Source organism: Chitinophaga sp. OAE865, from assembly GCF_040546735.1.
Classification (GTDB): domain Bacteria; phylum Bacteroidota; class Bacteroidia; order Chitinophagales; family Chitinophagaceae; genus Chitinophaga; species Chitinophaga polysaccharea_A.
In genome coordinates, this window is the sequence record NZ_JBEPOF010000001.1 from 5,341,800 (window position 1) to 5,362,262 (window position 20,463).

The 20,463-nt window shown below is 41.8% G+C and carries 17 protein-coding genes; 7 read left to right on the forward strand and 10 right to left on the reverse strand.

Going from position 1 to position 20,463, the window contains the following annotated elements; all coding sequences use genetic code 11:
• Window positions 1-77: 77 nt before the first annotated feature.
• Both ABIE50_RS21375 and ABIE50_RS21380 read right to left on the reverse strand, forming a co-directional pair.
• Window positions 78-1,292 carry a FecR family protein gene (locus tag ABIE50_RS21375; RefSeq protein ID WP_209859853.1) on the reverse strand — a complete coding sequence of 405 codons (1,215 nt, stop codon included), beginning with the start codon at window positions 1,290-1,292 and terminating at the stop codon, window positions 78-80.
• An 88-nt stretch (window positions 1,293-1,380) separates the two neighbouring features.
• Window positions 1,381-1,941 (reverse strand): RNA polymerase sigma factor, encoded by a 561-nt coding sequence (locus tag ABIE50_RS21380; protein WP_209859851.1) that lies wholly within the window; start codon window positions 1,939-1,941, stop codon window positions 1,381-1,383.
• Between the two features lie 778 nt (window positions 1,942-2,719).
• Here ABIE50_RS21380 and ABIE50_RS21385 point away from each other — a divergent pair.
• Entirely contained in the window at window positions 2,720-3,448 is a 729-nt protein-coding gene (locus tag ABIE50_RS21385; protein WP_209859849.1) for a hypothetical protein, read from the forward strand.
• A gap of 44 nt (window positions 3,449-3,492) precedes the next feature.
• Here the strand turns inward: ABIE50_RS21385 and ABIE50_RS21390 are convergent, their stop codons facing one another.
• The 7 genes from ABIE50_RS21390 to ABIE50_RS21420 form a co-directional block, all read right to left on the reverse strand.
• A complete protein-coding gene (locus tag ABIE50_RS21390; RefSeq protein WP_209859846.1) occupies window positions 3,493-4,344 on the reverse strand; it encodes a DUF4302 domain-containing protein in 852 nt (283 codons plus the stop codon).
• A 33-nt stretch (window positions 4,345-4,377) separates the two neighbouring features.
• Complete coding sequence (locus ABIE50_RS21395) at window positions 4,378-5,268, reverse strand: zinc-binding metallopeptidase (protein WP_209859844.1); 891 nt, start codon at window positions 5,266-5,268, stop codon at window positions 4,378-4,380.
• Between the two features lie 26 nt (window positions 5,269-5,294).
• Entirely contained in the window at window positions 5,295-6,878 is a 1,584-nt protein-coding gene (locus tag ABIE50_RS21400; protein WP_209859842.1) for a RagB/SusD family nutrient uptake outer membrane protein, read from the reverse strand.
• 16 nt (window positions 6,879-6,894) lie between these two features.
• Entirely contained in the window at window positions 6,895-10,197 is a 3,303-nt protein-coding gene (locus ABIE50_RS21405; RefSeq protein ID WP_209859840.1) for a SusC/RagA family TonB-linked outer membrane protein, read from the reverse strand.
• A 786-nt stretch (window positions 10,198-10,983) separates the two neighbouring features.
• Window positions 10,984-11,352, reverse strand: a complete 369-nt coding sequence (locus ABIE50_RS21410) for a transposase (RefSeq protein ID WP_209859833.1) — start codon at window positions 11,350-11,352, stop codon at window positions 10,984-10,986.
• A 537-nt stretch (window positions 11,353-11,889) separates the two neighbouring features.
• Window positions 11,890-12,591, reverse strand: a complete 702-nt coding sequence (locus ABIE50_RS21415; RefSeq protein ID WP_209859831.1) for a hypothetical protein — start codon at window positions 12,589-12,591, stop codon at window positions 11,890-11,892.
• A 152-nt stretch (window positions 12,592-12,743) separates the two neighbouring features.
• Complete coding sequence (locus ABIE50_RS21420) at window positions 12,744-12,923, reverse strand: hypothetical protein (protein ID WP_209859829.1); 180 nt, start codon at window positions 12,921-12,923, stop codon at window positions 12,744-12,746.
• A 726-nt stretch (window positions 12,924-13,649) separates the two neighbouring features.
• Between ABIE50_RS21420 and ABIE50_RS21425 the strand changes: the two genes are divergently transcribed.
• The 5 genes from ABIE50_RS21425 to ABIE50_RS21445 all read left to right on the forward strand — a co-directional run bounded on the left by ABIE50_RS21425 (window position 13,650) and on the right by ABIE50_RS21445 (window position 18,054).
• Window positions 13,650-14,495, forward strand: a complete 846-nt coding sequence (locus ABIE50_RS21425) for a hypothetical protein (protein WP_209859827.1) — start codon at window positions 13,650-13,652, stop codon at window positions 14,493-14,495.
• Window positions 14,496-15,055: 560 nt separating this feature from the next.
• Window positions 15,056-15,430, forward strand: a complete 375-nt coding sequence (locus tag ABIE50_RS21430) for a hypothetical protein (protein WP_209859825.1) — start codon at window positions 15,056-15,058, stop codon at window positions 15,428-15,430.
• Entirely contained in the window at window positions 15,427-16,767 is a 1,341-nt protein-coding gene (locus ABIE50_RS21435) for a nucleoside 2-deoxyribosyltransferase (RefSeq protein WP_209859823.1), read from the forward strand. The genes ABIE50_RS21430 and ABIE50_RS21435 overlap by 4 nt, the downstream gene beginning before the upstream one ends.
• A complete protein-coding gene (locus tag ABIE50_RS21440) occupies window positions 16,757-17,389 on the forward strand; it encodes a 7-cyano-7-deazaguanine synthase (protein ID WP_209859821.1) in 633 nt (210 codons plus the stop codon). The genes ABIE50_RS21435 and ABIE50_RS21440 overlap by 11 nt, the downstream gene beginning before the upstream one ends.
• An 11-nt stretch (window positions 17,390-17,400) precedes the next feature.
• Window positions 17,401-18,054 carry an HhH-GDP family DNA glycosylase gene (locus tag ABIE50_RS21445; RefSeq protein ID WP_209859819.1) on the forward strand — a complete coding sequence of 218 codons (654 nt, stop codon included), beginning with the start codon at window positions 17,401-17,403 and terminating at the stop codon, window positions 18,052-18,054.
• A gap of 66 nt (window positions 18,055-18,120) precedes the next feature.
• Here the strand turns inward: ABIE50_RS21445 and ABIE50_RS21450 are convergent, their stop codons facing one another.
• Window positions 18,121-18,456, reverse strand: coding sequence for an integrase core domain-containing protein (locus tag ABIE50_RS21450; protein WP_209859816.1), 336 nt, complete (start codon window positions 18,454-18,456; stop codon window positions 18,121-18,123).
• Window positions 18,457-19,363: 907 nt separating this feature from the next.
• Here ABIE50_RS21450 and ABIE50_RS21455 point away from each other — a divergent pair.
• Entirely contained in the window at window positions 19,364-20,089 is a 726-nt protein-coding gene (locus tag ABIE50_RS21455) for a trypsin-like serine peptidase (protein WP_209859814.1), read from the forward strand.
• The last annotated feature ends 374 nt before the right edge of the window (window positions 20,090-20,463 follow it).

Here is a 20,463-nt window from a genome sequence, read left to right on the forward strand (position 1 = left end):
GGTTGGTCCGCAATAGGCATACGATCGCTTATATAGCGCGTTGAGCTGCTATTGCAATAAGGTATTCCGTAACAAATTTATTTCTCTGCCGGTATAGGAAGGACTACTAAGTTTCGCCCTTCCAGCTTACAGTTAACACCATAGGCTTTCAGTATATCCAGCAAATCAGGCAAAGGAGTAGCATTGTTTACCTGTCCTCCAAACCTTATGTCGGGGATCGGTCCGGAGGTAATGATATTTACATCATACCAGCGGGATATTTGTCCCAGTACTTCTTCCAGGTCTGCATCCTCAAAATTGAAGAGATCGTATCGCCAGGCGGTCACCTGTTTTGTATTGACCTGTTTTTTATTTGTGATTTCCCCGTTTTCTTCTATCTGGGCCTGTTCTCCTGGCTGCAGTATTACCTGTTCCGCTTTATGGGCGTACTTACCCGCAGAAAGGCTGATTTTCCCGGTCAGCAGTGTGGCTTTAACGCGTGCCGGGTTGTAGGCATTTATGTTAAAGGAAGTGCCCAGTACGGTTATTTCCCCGGTATTTTTAATGTATACTTTAAACGGTTGATTTGCCCTGGCAGCTATTTCCAGGAATACCTCCCCTGTAATTTCCACGGCTCTTTCTGTACCGGTAAAATTGGTAGGATACCTGATAGTACTGGCCGCATTAAGCCAGGCAATACTTCCATCGGGCAGGGCAATACTGAATTTTCTGCCGTTGGGTGTAGCCATGGTGTTATAGGCAGTTTCCCCGGCGGAAGTATTTTCCTGGTGGTAAGCCAATGCGCCATTTTTCAGCACTACGCGGGCGCCCTGCTGAACGGCTACCACACCATTGGATACACTGTCCAGCGTCACCCTGGTCCCGTCGGCCAGGGTGAGGACAGGACCTTGCTTACCGGCAGATATATTCCCGGCAACAGGTGTAGGTTTAATGGATGACAAACGGGGTAATACATAGAATACGGCGGCTGTAAGGGCGGCGGCAATAAGTATGGCCGCAGCCGCTGTACGCCGCCTGCCGAACAGGCGGTAAATAATGGATGGTTGGTTTTTGTTTTCTGCAATGCGGGTATTGTCCACTGCCAATATGTTGGCAATAAGTGGTTGTAAGTCTTTTTCCGGCACTGGCGGGGTAATCGCCATTGCATCCTCCTGCATAAGGGTAGCCACGGCCGCCAGCAATTCCTCATCCGGCGGAAATGCCGTGGCATCAAGCAGTTCCTGTGTCTCCTGCGCTGTTATTGACCGCTCCCGGTAACGGGTTAGCAGGTATTGTAGTCTTTCTTTGTTCATAAAATGTACAACTGCCGCCCTTGTCAGGGTAGTATTACCATATAAGAAACATCTGACCGGAATTGGTACTACGCTGTTTCAAAAAAAATTAAAAAAAGAATAAAATAGCCAGAAGGGAAACGAAATATCCTTGCCGGGCAAGGTGTTCCCGGATCTGGCGCAGGGTGGTGGTCAGCGAATTCTTGACGGTATTCACCGAAATAGACAGCGCTGCAGCAATATCCGGTATTTTCATTCCCTCGTGGCGACTCATCTGGTAGATCCTTCTCCGCTGGGGCGGTTGCTGCATGATAGCCTCATTCACAAGGCGCTGTACTTCGTTTAACTGTGTTTCTTCCTGTGGCGTATGCACCAATGATAGCGGCACTTTGAGATGTTGTTCCATTACCCGGCCATACTGCAGTTTTTTTCTCAGGAACAACAGGAATTCCCTGGCGGCAACTTTATATAACCAGGCACGGAAATGGACGATCTCGGGGAGACGGTCGCGGTTAAGCCATACCCGGATAAATGTTTCCTGTATAATTTCTTCCCGTTCCTGTTCACTGTCGGTATACTTATAGAGGAAATGGAAAAGCTCCTTGTAATAGGATTGAAAGACGGATGCAAAGGCCTGCTCGTCCCCTTCTGCTATATTGGCTAATAGCATGCTCTCTTTTGCCTGCTGTTCACGGAACAAAATATGGTAATTGATTGATACAGGTAAAGATAGCTAAAAAGATCATATTGAAGAGATGCCGGGACATATGCTTACTTAAAAAACATAACGTGAGCTATGTTCTTATAGTCTGTTCTCTCGTAAATCGAAAATAAATGATCGATTTGCTTTTCTTCTAATTCCCTTCTTTTATTTTTTTCAGGTACACTCTATAAAAGCCAGGTATACAGTTGTTATAATCATATGTATGGCTTATTTAAAAAAAATAGCCTGTTCAAGGCCCCACCAGGTTTTTTCTTTAAATACTTTGAAATACAAAGTAAAAGCATTTACTTTGTATTTCAAAGTGCTTTCTATCTATTATAAACACATAGTAGTATGAAAATTTCACGGAAAAGATTCGTCCTCATTTTTCTCATTTCGGCATTTGCCTTAATGATTATCTCTAATTTGATTTTGGTGCCCGTAAACGGCGACTGGTTCGCGGGAACTAACTCCCCAATAGCCTGGAAGCGCACATTAGCCTCCATTTTGTATCCTGTTAAAATTGTTTTGGTGGGTCCCCTGGCACAAATATTCAACGATCCTGACGGCGCACCTCCCATCCGGGCTCTTGCCTGTGCTGTGTACTGGACCATCATAGCTTTAGTTCTTCATTTTCTATTGAGCCTGTTATTCAATCGCAAGAAAGCATGAGTTTTAATGCAACCTGTATTAACAGCCCAATGTGAATTCCAGTGTTTCAGGTAACTATCATTGATTAGTGATTATGAGCAGCATTGAAGAAATATACCATGAAGCAAAGTCTGATAAATGGTTTCAGGGGTTTGCTCTTTTTTGTCGCATTGTACTGGCTGCGAGTTTCTTTCCAACCGGTTTGGTTAAAGTCATGGGAGAGCGATTCGCTGAAGGATTACCGTCGAATAACCCCTTAGGACATTACTTTGACGCATTATATTTAACGGGGTATTATTATACGTTTATTGGAATTGCTCAAATCATAATTGCTGTTTTAATTCTTATCCCAAGAACTTCTTTTATGGGGGTGCTTATGTATTTCCCCGTGATAGTAAACATATGTGTGCTAACGTATGCCACCCGCTTTGCAGGTACCCGGGCCAATACAATGCTATTGTTAGGATGTTTATTCTTATTACTCTGGAACTATGATCGCTTAAAATATCTTTTACCTTTCAAGCAGCCTAAAACCGATCCGCCTGTAATAAAAAAGCCTTTAGGAATACGCCTTCGAATCATATTTTTTGGTGGTTCCATCGCCATTTTGACCTTTATAATAATTGGTACTTTCTATTTATGGGAGATTGGACCTGGTAACTCCGAAGCCGAATGCAGAAACCAATGCTTTGGAAGCAAAAACCCTGTAGCATGCGAAGAATTTTGTGATTGTATCTATAAAGATGGAAGGCCCCTTGATAGCTGCCTGGCAGCGTTTAATAAGAAAAAAAATATCCACATCCATTATAAGCCCCGCTATTGAGCGGGGCTTATGATCAAAATACTGTTCTTCAGAGAAGCATTTTACTATTCCACTGCTACGATCTTGATGGTTTTATTATCATTAGTATAATATCCCAGGGGATAACCGGCGGTCGGTGACACATAAGATAACTGCTGAAACGTTATACCTTCCAGCTCGTACTCCTTGTAAAACTCAAGGCCGCCGGGAGTTACCCGGAAAGACAGCAGTTCGCTGTTAGCGTCATCTGGAAGCTGGAAGGTAGATAATTCAAGCTGATCGAACCAACCGACGTCGAGCAAACCTCGTTTCAGCGCTTTTTCGCCTTTCGCTGTCTCTACTTTAAATCGCTGAAACGCTCTAAAGGCTTCGCTGGCTTTCCGGTATTCCCCGGCTATTTCATCCGGGTCTTTATCATCGGGTATCGCTTCCATCACAATGATATTTTGTGTTTTTTTACCTTTCAGTGTTATCTTTTTGTCCGTCACTTCCAATATAACAAACTCGAAATCACCCTTCATCCCGGTGTCGGGGTTTCCTATTCCGCCGTTGTCCGCTCCAGGTTCAGTAAACACGTTTATCACCTTGTTATAACCGTTGAAGGTGAGCAGTGGTCCGGCTTCAGGCAGGACAGCATAGCTGCTGGTAATCTCATTTTCACCGAAGTCTGATGTCAGCGTGACTTCATTTTCCGATTTGAACAGCGCAAAGATGGTAAACCCGCCAAATTCCAGGTCGGGGAAGTATTTTATTATCCAGCCTTTCTTATTGTTCAGCAGTGCTTTGGACGCTTTTTGAAGAGCCGCATCCATTCTTTCAGCGCTGTTCTGGCTAAAAACATCCTCCGGCTTCTTCACGCAGCCTGTAAAAAGGAGGAGAAAAACCAAACCGAACAGGCCGGAAAAATATCTTTTCATAGTTCTCGTATGTTTAAAATGTGATGGCAATACTTACCGGATATTGAGCGGATCAAAGTTGTCCAGGTTGGCCTGGCGTTTCAGTATTTCACTCCGCATGCTGTCGAGGCTGATGTTCCATGACGTTTGGTAATATTCTTTTACGATCTCTGCTTTTTCCAGCAAGATGTTTTTTCCTTCACTACCTCCGCTGGATATCCTGCTTTCCCAATCCTCCGCGCTCATAATCATGTAGAGGGATGCTACCTCCACGAAGTCTTCAACGGCTTCTTTGCTGGCATAAGCGGAGATAAAGCCTCTTTCGAGGGCCTCATCCAAACTTATATTCCTCCAGTCATCCTGCAGATACTTAGTACCTGAAATTTCCCTGAAACGGTTAGAGTATGGTTTCAGCTGGTTAAGAATATGCCCGAACTCGTGATGTATTGTATGGAAGTACGTATTATTCAGATAATCTATATTAGAGGCATTTTCCGCCGTCAGCCCGTTTACATAGAACATGTTAATTTTCAAGCCGCCCTCGGCGGTGCCCAATATGGCGGTACCGTTATTATTGTAGGCAGGCGAACCGATGTAATTCAGCAATTTCGGAAAACAGCTTCTGATAAACTCCTTGCTTCCCGTTACGGCATCGTAAGGGCCGATCCCCAGGTACTGTATCAGCCGGGTCATCCGCACGGAGCTTTCATAATCAGCGGGGCTGAGATTATAATCCATATCGGATTCTGCGTCCACGTATTTGTAGAGGATGCGGATATTATAGGGCGTGACAAATTCTCTGAGAATATATTTATCCAGCGCGGTGGGCTCACCGGCAACGGGATCAGTGATGACACTCTTTGAATCGAGTTTTTCTTTTTTGCAGGAAATAAATACTGTTCCTGACAGCAGGAAAAGTAAACATATAAATGGAAAAGACTTCATATGGAAATGTTTTCTTCGTTATAAAACTATCTGGGATTTTTTTGCATCCCTGCGTTGATCACATCCTGTGGCAATTGCATGGCCATGCGATTATCCCGTGTCTTCAGTGTATTAGCATCGTCTGTTGATCCAACTTTACCGGATACGATCACTCTTCTGGTGATCTCGATCCCGTAACGTTTTACGTCGAACCACCGCAGGCCGGTATGCATGGTTTCCAGTCTCCTGATGAACAATACGAAATGCAACATGTTCTCTTCCGTTTTATCCCTGATAACAAACTCCGGGTTTAATTTTTTCTTAGGTGTGGGGTTTCTTGGCGTAAAGTACGCCAGGCCATCGGCCCACTGATTGACAGTCGTAGTGGTAAATTCGCCGGGGTCGCTACTCAGCGAGTTTTTAATCCAGTAACGCGTGTCCGACAGCGCTTTATCATATTGCCCCAGGTGAACATACGCCTCCGCGCGCGTAAGCAGCGTTTCTTCGGTAGTAAAAGACGCGTAGACAGTATGCGAGAATCCTATCCCCGCAACAGGATCTGTAGTTTCAAAACGGTAAGGCAACCGGGGAACAAGGGCTTTATTAAAGTTAGTTGCCTCAAATGAAAAGTATTTGAGCACATAATCCCATGGCGTGTTCGATCCCCAGGGAGTAAGGGACCCAAAGGTTTCCGTACGTAAAATAAATGTCCCGTGGCTATAGCGCGTTCCAAACTTATAACGCCCATAAACAAGCCCGGCTTCGGAACTGGCAGGTTGTATCATTAAATTGGCTTTTATATTACTGCCTGTGTAAAATTTAGATAATTCCTCCACTTCTCCGGTCAGGTTGCTTAAGTACGCATTGTCGCGCAGATTGCCAGCAGGATTGACACCGATGGCAGCATTTGCATATGCGATGGCTTTTTCCCAATCCTGCGTGTACAGGTAAACCCTGGCGGCGAATGCATTGGCCGCGGCCTTGTTAAAATGGAACTTCGGCGTATTTCCATACTGGCGGTCGTCTATAAGCGGCAATCCTTCTTCAAGGTCTTTTTTGATCAGGTCGTATACCTCCGCCACTGAATTACGCTTGTATTTCGGGTCCAGCGTTTGTTCAGGCGATGTCATATATGGAATGCCCAGGTCCGTAGCGCCGTATTTTTTGGTGTAATGCTGCGCGAACATGTTTACCAGCACAAAGTGATTGTAAGCCCTTGCCACCAGCGCCTCTCCTTTTACGGGGTTGAGCGAAACAGGATTTCCTGCTTCTTTGATCGCATTCAACACCTCGTTTGAACTGGCGATACCGCTATAACAGCCCGACCATAGACTGTTTGGCGAATCATTGCCCGTCTCTGTCACATCTTTCCAGAAAAAAATTTCATCATACATCCTGTTCGTATTTGGATCATCCTTGCCATAATCATCCATATTGTCCGACGATATTTCGGCGGGTACTACGTATATGGTTGTGGAATACGCCGATACCATCATTTTGGCAATTTTCTCGCTGGTATTCAGTTCCGCCCTGTTGTCCGGCAATACATCGAGGTATTTTTTACAGGAAACAGCCGGAAGTAAAAGCAATAGGAAGAACCACCGGTATTTTATTGTTGCTGCCTTTTTCATGCGTTCATATTTTTGATTAAAATCCAACGTTTAAAGTGAAGGTAACCTGCCTGGGCAATGGCGCAGCTACTCCGCCTACGTTCACAAACTCGGGGTCCTGGCCATAGAGGTTTTTATCCGCGTAGATCAGGAAAAGGTTAGTGGCATTCACCCGCAACGACAGCGAATTCATTTTCAACCGTTCGATCTTTTCTTTCGGAAAACTGTATGTCAGCGAAACATCCTTCATTCTGATAAAATCCCCTCTGGCGATGCGCGCGGTGGAAAAATTGTAAGCATTGTAGCCGTATTTCAGGTCAGTATACGTGCGCGTCTGTCGTTTGCTGGCAATGGCGGGGATATCCGTATGCTCTTCATCCCCCGGTACTACCCAGCGGTTCTTCAGCTCCTGAGGAAGGGCGGAGAGATCGGTGTATTCGGTCCGGAACACCGGCGCGAGGCGTATGACATTACCAAATGAATAAGTGACGAACACGTTCAGCCTGAAATTCTTATAGGTAAGGGTGTTGCCGAACCCGCCGAAATCGGTGGGGTCCGTAGGTCCTTCATATTTCAGGAAATCTACTTTGTCGCGCTCCTGGAAATAAGCGCCAGTGGTCGTCTCCTCCATATTTTGATCAAGAAATACGGGAAGCCCTTCGTTGTTCAGCCGCAGAAACGGAATGGAATAAAGCCCCCGCGAAGGCCGGCCTACCTGGGCAAACCCGTTTCCGCTGATCAGGTCTATCACACGGTAACTTGTTTTCAGGTTGGTGACCTTTGTGGTCACATGTGTATAGGTGAGATTGGAAGTCCACGAAAACCGTTTACCCTGTATAATATCCCCGGTGATGCCAAGCTCCATGCCGGACGATTTCATATCGGCTATGTTTCCGTATTTTAAGATCTCGCCTCCCACGCCCTGCGTATTGATCTCTCCTATCAGATCAAAATTGTTGCGCCTGAACACATCCGCCGTTATATTCAGCCGGTTATTGAAAAAACCAGCGTTCAGGCCAAGGTTCAACTCATGCTTTTTTTCATAGGTAAGCCCTGAGTTTTGCAAGGTCTCAATTCTCAGCCCCGATTCGTTGTCCGGAGTGTTAGGGCGCCATGGATTATAGCTATTGATGACCACCTGAGAGTTGGTCACAAACGCTGGCCCTCTGTCTGCTGTAAGACTGTACGATGCTCTTAATGTCAACGTTGAAAGAGCGGGTTTCCATTGTTCGAAGAATTTTTCTTCATGTATGTTCCAGGCACCGGAGATGTTCCAGGTGGGCAGCCACCTGGCGGACGTTGCTTTGCCAAGCCTGTTGGAGCCTTCATAACGCAACGTTCCGTTAATGGTATAACGCCTGTCGAAATTATAGTTCACCGTTCCGAAGAAAGCCGCTTCGCGGGAACGCGTATTGCTGAGGGAATAATACTGGGCATTTTCCTCCTGTCCTTTTTTGAACACCAGGTAATCCACAAAAGGTATTTCTCCCATTCCGTATTGCATTCCCCAACCCCTGAACCAGGTATTCCTTCTTTCTGTGTTGTTGATCGTAGTGCCCGCGAAGAGGTTGAACGTATGCTTCTCATTAAATATTTTGTCATACTGGACGGTAAACCTGAAGTCCTTTGCCGAAATGCCATAGTCATAACGCTGGTAGATACCTCCCTCCGGCATCACTGGAACGGGTACGGCGTAAGGGATCGTGGGGTCTTTGTATAAAAACGGGTTCAAGTCCCTGATGACTGTGGTAGGCTGAGCCCTATAAGCCAACGCCTGGTTGGAATTATCCAGGATCTGGTGTTGTTGTGCGGCAGACTGGTAACGGAAGGCGCCCAGTGCGGCCACTTCCAGGCCTGGTATTATTTTCCATTTTAATTCACCCTGAAACTTCAGGTCTGTGGCTTTAAGCTGCATATAGTTGCTGCTCAGCTCTTGCATGATGTTAAAAGGCGCGTAATTCCGTGTATAGTAGGTATTAGGGTCCAGCGTGCGGGAAGTAGTCATCGCAAAGAGATAGGGATTGATATCGAAATCCCTTTTCACCTCGCCCGCTACCACATCTATCGCCTGGCCAAGTGTTCCGGGCGCTCTTTGATCGCGGAACGAACCATTCCCGATGAGGTTTAACTTTAAGTTGTCGAGTATATTGTAATTGGCGTTTAGCAGGAACGTATAGCGATTGACCTTGCTTTGCGGCGTCCATCCCGGATCGGTCATGGCGCTGGCGGAAGTATAGTATTGCGATTTGGCGCTCCCGGAAGACAAACTAACCGAATGGTTCTGAACGATATTATTGTTGAACAGCATGTCAAACCAGTCTGTATTTCTATATTCGGCTTCCCTCAGGTACGCGTTTCTGGCGGCGTCGGTATTCAGCAATTTACCGGCGCTCACCAGTTCAAACATTTTACCGTAAACGCCGCTGTTGGCTCCATTGGAAACTGTCGACAGCCGCAGCCATCCCCTTCTCTCCATTTCCTGGTAAAAGGCCATCTGCTCCTGGGAGTTCATTATGTTGAAGTTGTTGTACGACGGCCTTATCCTGTAGGTCAACTCACTTACATAATTCATGGAGCTGCGGCCGGCGGATCCTTTTTTGGTGGTGATCACGATCACTCCGGACATGGCCTTTGCACCATATATGGAGGTAGCGGAGCCATCTTTCAGGATCTGGAAACTCTCAATATCATTTGGGTTTAGCCCCGCCACGGCGGAACTGATCAGTGTGAGCGCATCTCCGGAAGACAGTGCGTCCGCAGACACGTCCGCCACGTCTTCGAGTATCACGCCATCCAGCACCCATAAAGGTTTGGAGTTTCCATAGATGGAGGTAGCGCCGCGAATGCGTATTCTGGGAGCGGTGCCGAAGGTGCCTGTTACATTCTGTACCGTAACACCCGCCACCTTTCCTTCCAGCCCTCTGCTGGGATCGGCCATCCCGTTGATATGGGCAGCCTCTCCGGAAATCTGCGTGGTGGCCCCGGTGTACAGGCGCCTATCCAGCTTGTTGCCCATACCTGTTATCACCACTTCGCCCAGGGCGTTGTCTTTCGGAGAGAGGCTTACGTTAATGGAATCGCGGTGGTTGACAGGGACTTCTTTGGAAAGATATCCGATATAACTGAAGTACAATACCGCATTGTCCGGAATGGAAATGGAATAATACCCGGATTTGTCCGTCATCGTCCCTCCGTGCGTTCCCTTTACCGATACAGAGACGCCAGGCAGCGGACTGTTCTTCTCATCGGTGACCCTTCCTTTCACCTGGCCTTTTTGCCCGTAAACGGAAGTGATCATACCTGTTAAAAGCATGAACAGAAATAGTAGTTTTCGAAGCATGTTATTTCACTTTTAAATAATAGTAATCATCCACTGTTCCCATTACACATGGATGTAAGATCTGAACTTGTAAAGCGCCCGTTGGTTGCTACAGGCTGTATAAGGAAATTATTTTAGTGATCGGGTTGATAAAAACACAACTGGTCATGTGATTAAAAAAAAACGCAGGCAGTTTAGCCCACCCTGTATAGATACATTCGTGCTGTTTTTTTACCCACGAATGCCAAAAAAAAATTTCCCGCGTCGGCTCCGGGGGTGGAGTTTTACAAACAATCATTCAAGGCGGCGGCTTAACCGGAACAGGAAGACCGTTCTCCGGGCTTCTTCTGCAGCGTAAGGGTATTACCTTTCTTCTGAGCAACGACATGGGGCGTACTGGATAAAACAACCGCTATGTCTGGTACATCCATGTTCGAGGTAGTCCTCAGTGATGCAAGGGAAGGATCTTTGAACGCGATATGCTATCCGTAGCAGTCGTTCATCGACACCAAACGGGTGCAATTGCCGGCCCTGGCCGGAATGGCGCTTTATAACATTGCCGAGAATAGTAGAAGATACTCTCTTTACTACATATGGATATAAGATCCAAAGGGCCCAAGGAATTAAAATCGGAGTAGGGTCAATGCCAGACGGAGATTTCAAATTTATCCGGGTTAATGCGTATCCCTCCGAGAGTCTGTGCGAAAAAGCCTCTCAATCTTCTTTTGAGGTCATCTATGCCTACTATTGAGATCATTCTTTTAAGATTATATACAATCATCAGCAAATGGACTTCGGACATCACATTTACTTTTCCCTTAATAAGGTAAATGTAAATCCCCACTGTCTTTTAACTGTTCCAAACTGGTACTCAATGATCTGCTGTCGTAGCTTGTAATATCCCGGATTGGCTAGCACACGTTCCTTGTTTTCACCAACGCCTTGGTATTGCGTTCTTTCAAGGACACGACCCTGTTTGTTTTGTGTACAGTCCTGCCGGATAGTACAGGTTTCGCAAGCAGTAGTTTTATAGATGCTAGCTACATAGTGTTTTCTGCTACAATCACCTATCCGCTTCATCACTTCTCCAGAAGGACATATATAGCAATCCTGATCTTTGTTATATAGAAATTCAGAAGTGGGAATACACTCGTAGCTGGGCGCAGTAGTGGGCATCGGAGCCGAATAAGTCGTAATGTGGCCTTCCCTCTTTCTGAAGGAGTGTGTGCTTAAATCCCAAATCTTTCAATGGTAGTAAATCAACGAACAAATCAATTACTCTCAGCCAGGAATCTTGAGATACCATTTCTTCCAGAGCAAAAAAATGAATTTGACTCCGGTCGTTTCCAGATACATAATCAATGGCAATTATTTTAAATAACTGCATAGTGAACAATTGTTTTGCTCATTTTGTTGGCTGTCCCCTATCGTTTTTGATTAGTTTTTGCACAGACTCTCGGAGGGATACAAAACAACAAAGCCCGCGACCAGCGAGAGCTTTGAAAATTCCCTGTGATCCCGCTGGTACAATACCCGAACTCACTATTGGCTAATTTGAGACTCCTTACAATGTTGTTTTCCAAGTAGTTAAGCGTAAAATCGAAAAAAGCCTCAGTAACAATTATGTACTGAAACCATTTTCATTGTTATGGCCTTCGGTACGATACCGGACCGAGCTGGTGGCGATGCTTTCATCTGCGGCACGTCCTGTAATTAATAAGTTATCGTGACCTGCTTGCCTGCAAATGATGCCCGGACATATTTACTCTCAATAGCATCTTCATTAAAATGATAGCCCCTGAATACCTGCATATCGGGAATGTACCTGTAATTTCCTCCGTCTACAAAATAGGTTCTTCCTGTACCGGTATCATGGACCAGCCGGTTTGCTGCAGTGATATCATTCCCTCTGGGTCCTTTAATTTTGTCAATATCTTCTTTATTAATATAAAAATTCGGCCATCCTGTTCGAGGGTCATATGTAAAATTAAATAGTCTTTTAGCCGTTTCCCAGGAATCAATATGTCTTAATGTGCTTTCAAATGTAATATATAGTGCGCCTGTTGTGTTATCCTGGTAAAAATGCCCGTCACGTAGCCTAAGGTCTATCGGGGCTGAATTTTTAAGGTAAAAAGCAATCCCTTCATAAACAAAGCCCTGAGCCCCGTTACCTAATTCATTTATATCTCTTGTATAAAAGTGAGACTTTGTTTGATCTCTGTAATATCTGTGAATAGGTAGAACTCCTGTCTCATTGCTATTGTAACTTTTTCCCAGATCCCTGATTTTTTTCCAGCTGCTATTCCCGTTAAATTCATTTGGGTCAGTCGTTAATACCATATCCTCAGAACCGGTATGGATCCAGCTTGAAATGGCGGCTCCACTCCCATCTGCAGATCCCAGGAATCTATCCATGAAAAACCAGGAAAGGCGCCGGAGAGCTATGGTTTAGCTGTTTATCCAGGTGATGTGTTCCTTTTGGGGTGTGGGGTTGGTCCGCTGAGGGAGTGTTGCGGTTTTGTGGGCATTTGCCGCGAAAGAAGACCCGGGATTCCGGGCCCTCCTGCTTACGGCATTGCTTTTATGCAATTCACCCTTGCGAAGTACACCGTAATAACCTGCCAGCAGGTCAGCTCCGGGAATTCCCGGGCTACGACTTCCTGCTCGCGTGCGGTGAGTAAACGGCTGGCGCCATTGGCGCAGTTGTAAATAACCCAATAGTTAACAAACTTCTTGATGTAATACATAAGTTTTAAAGGTTTGGTTAAACAAACGGCTGCCGGGTAGCAGCTTTTAAAAGAAAAAAGAGAAAAAAAGAAAGCCTTCTTCGCACCCAGCGCTGGTGGATCTACCAAAAGGAAACGGAATAAATGCGTGGGTAATGTCGCTCAATGGCCTGATGTCGCTAGAGCAGGAACGGATGGTGAGAATATGTTCTGACGCTTTATGCCGTAGTCTTTTGGTAGGTGCACCAGGTGCTGGGTATTTTTGCTTTCTTCTTTTTCGAGTTTTCTTTTGAATGGTGAGCTCAATAAAATTTATTCACAGGCAAATCCTACAGGGGGAAGATTATTTTTTATCAAATAAAAATGATTAGAGAACTATTAGTAGGATTCTCCAATCAGGGTAAGGTCTCGACATGAAAATTGCGTCACCTTATCAACAAAAAAAATGAACATTAATGGCTGTCGAATTATACCATTTCCGCTACTTACAGGCATTTACGGGAAACCGTAAATACTTTACCTTCTAAGCATGTAAATTTGATATTATTAAATAATACTTTTTTCCCCTTGAGAGATCAAGGTCTCTCAAGGGTTTATATGAAGATTTTGGAAATATCTCTTTCAATAATCTACAGTAACTCGAATACAGATATAAATTAAATAAAAATATGCTTAACGAATTTGTTATGTCCTTATGTAAATAAGTTGCGCTCAAAAAATAACTACCTCTCATCTTATAAATCACTTATGAAACAAATACTCAACTTATTCTTGTTAGCAATTTTATGCTGGTCCTGCAGCAATACAGCTTCGAGAGAAGAAAGCAAGGTTGAAGCTGAACAGGAGACTCCTAAATACTATGCTGTAAAAGAAGGTATTGATCTTTTAATATCCCCTTCAACTTCCTCACAAAGGCTAATCAACGAAAAAGCTACCTCGATTACAAAGGACACTGTGTACTGTGAGCTAAGCAAATCATGTAAACTGACCATCCTTGAAAATAAAGGGAAATATGCCAGGGTAAAGGTGATAGAACCTGAGTGGTTAACTGATACATATATCGGTTGGGTGCCGAGTAATATGTTAGTTGAATTTGGCAACATCTCTCCCTCTAAAACAGTGTCTTCAAAAATTGCCATATTCAATAATATAAACTCATTGACTACAGAATTATCTAGAAATGGAATAGGGCAACTTCACAGTTGGCGCAGTGATGGCATGGGAGGGTTTATGAGTATTACCGATTACTATAGATTTGGTACGGCATCGGCCGCTAACGGGCTTGATAATAACCTAGCCTATTATTTAGAAAGCAATAATGAGGACTATGTTGAGAAATTGAGTCTTGTTCTAAATATTAATAATGCTGCTGAACGAAGAGATGGCCTTGCAATATTGAAAACTGTAACGGAGAGAACCTTTAAGTCAATAAAAGTAATCATTCCGCCTGGACTGATTAGATCTATTCAGTCACCGAAGGCCTACTCTTATAGTAATCAGATGTTAAGTGTAATATTAGAAAGAGAAAATAATAATATTGAGAGTTGGAAACTAATCATAAAAGCCAATAAATATATTAGATCAATTTTCTGAAATTTACATAAAACGGAAAATTACAAACCCGGTTATAAAAAAATCGAACGCCCCGCGCGGATTTGAGTGAAACAGAAAGTATCTTAAATTGGTACTGTTATTGGTCGAGAATCTAACGTGGCATCCTTAAACAGAGACTATTACTTATACTTACATAATCTTGTAATATATATCTATATTGTTTTAATTACGTATATTGCGATAACGTGATGCCCTAATTGTTACATCACTCGTATATACCTATTGTTTTGTGCGTTAATATCTGAAATCAATCTTCAGAAAAGATCAAGTCAGGCATCGATTAAGTCTAAATTAAATAATTCCTATATCACTAAAATATCCGTTATGAAAGCGTATAACATCAGAGTCCTCAAATCGGAAATTGAAAATCATTTAACTAAGAATATGGTAATAAATTGGGATAAAAGCTGACCATACTAGCCATAATAGCCAATATTTCTATCGGACTAATTATGCAATCCATCACTATGAATAGGGATACTCTTTTATGAACCCTAACCATTTAAAACAGTTCAATCACTTTAAAAAATAAACTGATTATGGGAAGTACAGGAAGTGGCTCCTTTAGCGATTATTCTCAACAAAAGCCAACAAATCCAAAAGGGGATAATGGTGGATCAAGCGGAAATGATCAATGTGGCATTGCATTTACCTGCTCCTTAGAAGAAGTAGCAAGATGTTCTTACTTCAGCGTTCATAAAAATGTCCCACCAGTAGGAGCAGATATTTGGGTATCCTTTAATGGGGTAAGGCTAACAGTAGAAAGTAAGTCCGGTGAAGAAATTGGATACCTACCAACCAAATTTAATCACATAAAAATCTGTTTAGACAATGGCTTTAAGTATGCGGGAAGCATAAGTGCAAGCACCAAAACTCCGACCCCTTCAGTAACTGTTGACATTGTTCCATTATGACAACTACTAAGAAAATGTGTCTGATTGGGGATATCCTTGTCGACGTTACATTAAGAACAGCAACAACAGACATCAAACTTCGAATGGGCGGAATTGTGCATGCCGCAAGATGTTTATGGGCCTTAGATATGCCGTTTGACGTTGCATATTTTGCGCCACCTTATTTGGATGAAGCTATCCATAAATACTTAAACTCACATGGATGTTCTAATATCCTTAAATTAGGCAATGTAACTGGTACTCCATATGTTTTTTTAATTTCAGAGGCAAAAGAAACAGGAGATCAAGGATATGATTTCCTATTAAGGGACGAACTAAAAATTGAACATTATCCTTCTGCCTATCAAAAAATAAGCAACGCAGATTATAGTGACTATCTATTAATATCAGGAAACTATCATCTAAATGATATATTAAATTCGATCCCTCCTAAAGGTAAAATTCATATAGACTTAGCAAATAACATCGACGACATTTCATTCTTTAAAACACTACCTAGAAAGCTAGATTCCATTTATTCATCTACATCTTCAAATTTATTTAAGAAACTATTCGATAATAATTTAACCACCTTCTTTGATCATTTCAAAGAATATACAGAAACTATAATTCTCAAGGAAAATAGAGGAGGTAGTAGAGGATTTAACTTCGCAGAAAAAGAAGCGGCAAATTCCCCCTCACAAACACGCCCTATAATACATTCGGTGGGAGTTGGGGATGCTTATTTTGCAGCTTGTGTATTTAAATATAATACAGGTAATCTTCGAGAGGCAATGTTTTTCTCCTCCTGGATTGCAGCCGAGTATGCAAGTACTACATACCCGGATGACTTCAAAAAAAATGTGTCAAGAATTATTCGATCCAATTTGGATGATTTAATCAAACTAGGTGGAACAACTCTTCCATGGGAGGAAAGAAAAAAAATTAACATTTACATAGCAGCACCTGATTTTGATTTCATAGATACAACACCCATAGATAAATTAGTAGAAAATCTCCTTTATCATAATTTCACGCCTCGAAGACCTATAAAAGAAAATGGTCAAATGGAAAAGAATGCTACAAAAGCACGAAGACAAGAACTTTTTTCCAAAGATATGGTTATGTTAAGTGAATGTTCAGTTCTAATCGGAGTGCTATTGTATGATGATCCCGGCACTCTTCTAGAAATAGGCTGGGCGGCTGCGAAAGGTATACCTAGTATAGTTTATGATCCTTTTAATAGGGCCACAAACTGCATGTTAACAGAATTACCAGATGTAATTTCAAGCGATTTAGACGTAATAATTTCAGAAGTATTTATAAAAAGTAGTAATATATTTCAGAATGGGAAATAAAAATGGAGTCCTTTTAGCATCTGGCGGACTAGACTCAACGACTCTAGCGTATTGGCTACTAGCACAAGGAATTGACTTTATTCCGCTATTTATTAATTACGGACAACATTGCGCCGAAACTGAGTTTGAAACTTTAAGAAAGGTTATGCCCGTTAACAAAACAGAAGAAATAGAATCAATTGATATTCAATCAGTTTATAAAAAATCTAAATCTAAATTTATCAAAGCCGCAGATCTTTGGAAAGACGAAATTTCTGCAGATGATCTTTATATTCCCTATCGAAATTTACTTTTATTAACAATTGGTGCTACATTTGCGCGCAATATCGGTTATTCTTATGTGTATTCTGCATTCATAAATAGTAACCATGCCAAAGAAATAGACTGTTCAAATGAATTTTTTGAAAAAATGGATGGCTTATTGAGTGATTATGGGTCGGTAAAAATAAGCATGCCGTTCAGATATAAATCAAAATATGAAGTTGCTAAACTTGGTATTGAATTAGATGCTCCGATAGGAACTACATTTTCATGCCAGGCGTCTGCAATAATTCCATGTGGAGCTTGTCCAAACTGCGTAGATAGACTAGAAGCTATAAGACAGATTGAACAAGAACATTAAAATAAAACAATATGAATTGCGCAAAAGATGCTAGAAAACTAGCTAACTTTATCACAGATTTAGGCGGAGAATTTACCGTCTTTGAAAAGAATAATAACCTTTGCTACAATCATATTGGCGCACTTTATACCGACATTATTCTACAATCAAGTTTGAATTACAAAACTGTTGTAAAACCTAGAGTCGAAAGAGTACTATCCTTGTATCCTAATGCAAACACCGTAAATAGATTCGGAAAGCTTATTACCTCAGAAGGACTAGAAAACATTATAGTATGGAAAAGTTCCACGAAATTAAATAGAATTAAGAGTGTCCTAATTTTTTCCCAAAAAAACAGAATAAATACGTGCACTGATCTAAGGTACTATTTAGCCTTCCCAGAAAATCAGTTGAAATTTCTAGAATTGAATGGCATTGGTCCAAAAACGTTGGACTATCTGCTAAAATTACTTGACTTTGATACCGTAGCAGTTGATAGGCATATATACTCGTTTGTTGAAATGGCAGAATTAAAAATAAACGACTACTACTCTACCAAAAGAGTGGTTGAATATGCCGCAGATTTTCTGAGAATTTCAAGATCCTCTTTGGACTACAGTATATGGCATTTTATGTCCACTAAAACTTTTATTAAAAAATCACAACTTGAGCTTAAGTTGGTCTAAAACTTATCGAAAAACAATTACAGACAGCCTATTAAAGTGTGATATTTCAATAGATGTGAGACAAAATCATTGACGATTTCTGTAGTACATTTTACTGTTTCTCGCGATAATTTGTACCTGCTTTTCCCAATACTTTCCTGTAACTTCTGGTTGTATTGGGATAAGGTGTTCTACTTCCAGTAATTTCTCATGAGGCGTCAACCCTTGTAGTGATGCATGTGGACGATTGTAATTATAGAAATTTTGCCATTCCAATAACTTAGGAGCAAGATCAAGATTCCGTTCCTTCCGGGGAATTGTACAGTAGAATTCTGATTTGTCTGTTAGTTGTGAACGTTCTACTTTTCCATTTAGGTGCGGACTTCTGGGCTTAATCGGTCTGAATTTTATATAGTGAACCATTAGTTCCTCCTGGAACAGATCATTAAAAAATTCGGTCCCCCAATCAGTTTGAATTCTGTGTATAGGGAACTCAAAAGTATCTAAAATATGTCCCAGGAAATCTACCGTGGACTCGGCTTTTTTATTGGGATATTGTTTTCCAATATTTTAAAATTTTAACCCAATTTAATAAATTAAATAGCAGAAATATGAAGCAAATTTGAGCATTTTGAAGGGTAAACAAGCCTGGCTTTGAGCTGTACTCCCTTGTATTGTGTTATTGTACGAAAACTCAACTATCAAAAGAAGACAAAGTGCTTCCGTACATTTATTACAGATGCAAACTGAAAGCGAATGGAACGATAAAATCACCAGAAGAGTCATTACGAGAAATAATGGGAATAAATTCTCATGAGATCATTAACCGCTTATTCAAAAGACAGAAAGCTAATATAATGTTCTATTGTTAAATATTGGCCTTCACAGGCTCCTCTTATGTGCTATAGCATTTCTTATCTTCTTGAAATCGAAATCATATTTATTTCATATTATCATCGAAATGCTCTAAAGCCATTTTCAATTCCGGATATTGCTTGCCATCGGGGTGAATGGATAGAAATTGACACTAGCCTCGCATCTTCGTTATACTTTCGATAACTAATCTTGGCGCCCCGATAAATTTCATCGACGTCACCAAACATACTATTCAATGTTTTCACTGTAGTGATCAAGATCGGAAAAATCATATGTACTTTTTGTGACCCGTTTTTAAAATTCTGTCAGAACACACTACGCTCACCAGATTAAAGCTTGACCTCTTGGAACAAACCACCCTCGACAAATCATTTGATTTAAATGTAAACAAATCGAGAAGCATACCTACATTATATCTCAAAAAAATGATACATTAGCTCATTAATCTCTACGAATGAAATATTTATTGATCTCAATATTCATGTTATCCTTTATGAATTTAAACGCTCAAGTTTTTGCCGGGAAGGTACCTGAAGATACAAGTTTAGCAAAACTAGTTTACCGATTATTTGTAGTTAAAAAAAATATACAAGGAAAAGCTGGTGATAAAGTCGTAGTGTCCCAAGGAACAACCTTTTTAACGAAATATAAAGGAGGTCAGTACCTCCTATCAGCCAAACACCTGTTTACTAAAATGGGCTATCAGTCAGGCGATGTTGTAGAAATGCAAATCGAGGATAGTGATCGCCGATTTCCACTTAACGCTCCTGTCTATTTCTTCCCTCTTGATAATCATTCTGACATGGCGGTAATAAAGCTAAAATACAATGCGCCCAATAATTTCGGATACGATCTGGAAACGAAATGGGATTTAAAAGGAGAGCATCAAGGAATAATGTATATAGGCTTCCCGACATCAAAAGACAGCAAAACACCAGAAATTAGACATGGCAAGTACTTATATTTGGACCAAACAAACCCACCCAATCCAATGTGTGTTTACGAAACAGAAGCTGAAGAAGGATTCTCTGGCTCACCAGTTTTCATGTATAACGAGGGGGATAAAAAATACTTAATATCGTCAATAATATCTGCTGGCCGCGACGATTCGCCCAATAAAACATATGGGGCCTTAATCGCTGCAGCGGCAGCAATTATAGATTCTTTAATTTCCAAATAAGAAGGTAAGAGTCAAGAAAAATAATATTTAAAGTTCGCTAAAACGCTCTCCTTCTTATTGAGGAAAAATATATAGGCGATTTCGGTCTTTTATTTTATTTAAAATTAGTTGCTAAATATCGGATAATTCTATAGCGGCCTTAGACTAACAGATATTTAATTTGTATCTTAGTTGAGATAGTTTCGCTTTTTGTAAAGCCTCATATACTCTACCACCTTACTCCATCATTATAGATCAAAAAAGAAGACCCGCGCACCGCGCAGGTCTTTAAGTCTTCCCAGTGATCCCTGTGGTACAGAAATCGAACTATTTTTTATATTGTTTGCAAGCATTACCGTCTATAGTTCATTAAATCCTCGGCGCTAATGTTTCGA

Bases quoted from the DNA above. Each gene is read 5' to 3' on its own strand.
- ABIE50_RS21375 (WP_209859853.1), bottom strand. From the start codon at position 1,292: ATGAACAAAGAAAGACTACAATACCTGCTAACCCGTTACCGGGAGCGG.
- ABIE50_RS21380 (WP_209859851.1), bottom strand. From the start codon at position 1,941: ATGCTATTAGCCAATATAGCAGAAGGGGACGAGCAGGCCTTTGCATCC.
- ABIE50_RS21385 (WP_209859849.1), top strand. From the start codon at position 2,720: ATGAGCAGCATTGAAGAAATATACCATGAAGCAAAGTCTGATAAATGG.
- ABIE50_RS21390 (WP_209859846.1), bottom strand. From the start codon at position 4,344: ATGAAAAGATATTTTTCCGGCCTGTTCGGTTTGGTTTTTCTCCTCCTT.
- ABIE50_RS21395 (WP_209859844.1), bottom strand. From the start codon at position 5,268: ATGAAGTCTTTTCCATTTATATGTTTACTTTTCCTGCTGTCAGGAACA.
- ABIE50_RS21400 (WP_209859842.1), bottom strand. From the start codon at position 6,878: ATGAAAAAGGCAGCAACAATAAAATACCGGTGGTTCTTCCTATTGCTT.
- ABIE50_RS21405 (WP_209859840.1), bottom strand. From the start codon at position 10,197: ATGCTTCGAAAACTACTATTTCTGTTCATGCTTTTAACAGGTATGATC.
- ABIE50_RS21410 (WP_209859833.1), bottom strand. From the start codon at position 11,352: ATGCCCACTACTGCGCCCAGCTACGAGTGTATTCCCACTTCTGAATTT.
- ABIE50_RS21415 (WP_209859831.1), bottom strand. From the start codon at position 12,591: ATGGATAGATTCCTGGGATCTGCAGATGGGAGTGGAGCCGCCATTTCA.
- ABIE50_RS21420 (WP_209859829.1), bottom strand. From the start codon at position 12,923: ATGTATTACATCAAGAAGTTTGTTAACTATTGGGTTATTTACAACTGC.
- ABIE50_RS21425 (WP_209859827.1), top strand. From the start codon at position 13,650: ATGAAACAAATACTCAACTTATTCTTGTTAGCAATTTTATGCTGGTCC.
- ABIE50_RS21430 (WP_209859825.1), top strand. From the start codon at position 15,056: ATGGGAAGTACAGGAAGTGGCTCCTTTAGCGATTATTCTCAACAAAAG.
- ABIE50_RS21435 (WP_209859823.1), top strand. From the start codon at position 15,427: ATGACAACTACTAAGAAAATGTGTCTGATTGGGGATATCCTTGTCGAC.
- ABIE50_RS21440 (WP_209859821.1), top strand. From the start codon at position 16,757: ATGGGAAATAAAAATGGAGTCCTTTTAGCATCTGGCGGACTAGACTCA.
- ABIE50_RS21445 (WP_209859819.1), top strand. From the start codon at position 17,401: ATGAATTGCGCAAAAGATGCTAGAAAACTAGCTAACTTTATCACAGAT.
- ABIE50_RS21450 (WP_209859816.1), bottom strand. From the start codon at position 18,456: ATGGTTCACTATATAAAATTCAGACCGATTAAGCCCAGAAGTCCGCAC.
- ABIE50_RS21455 (WP_209859814.1), top strand. From the start codon at position 19,364: ATGAAATATTTATTGATCTCAATATTCATGTTATCCTTTATGAATTTA.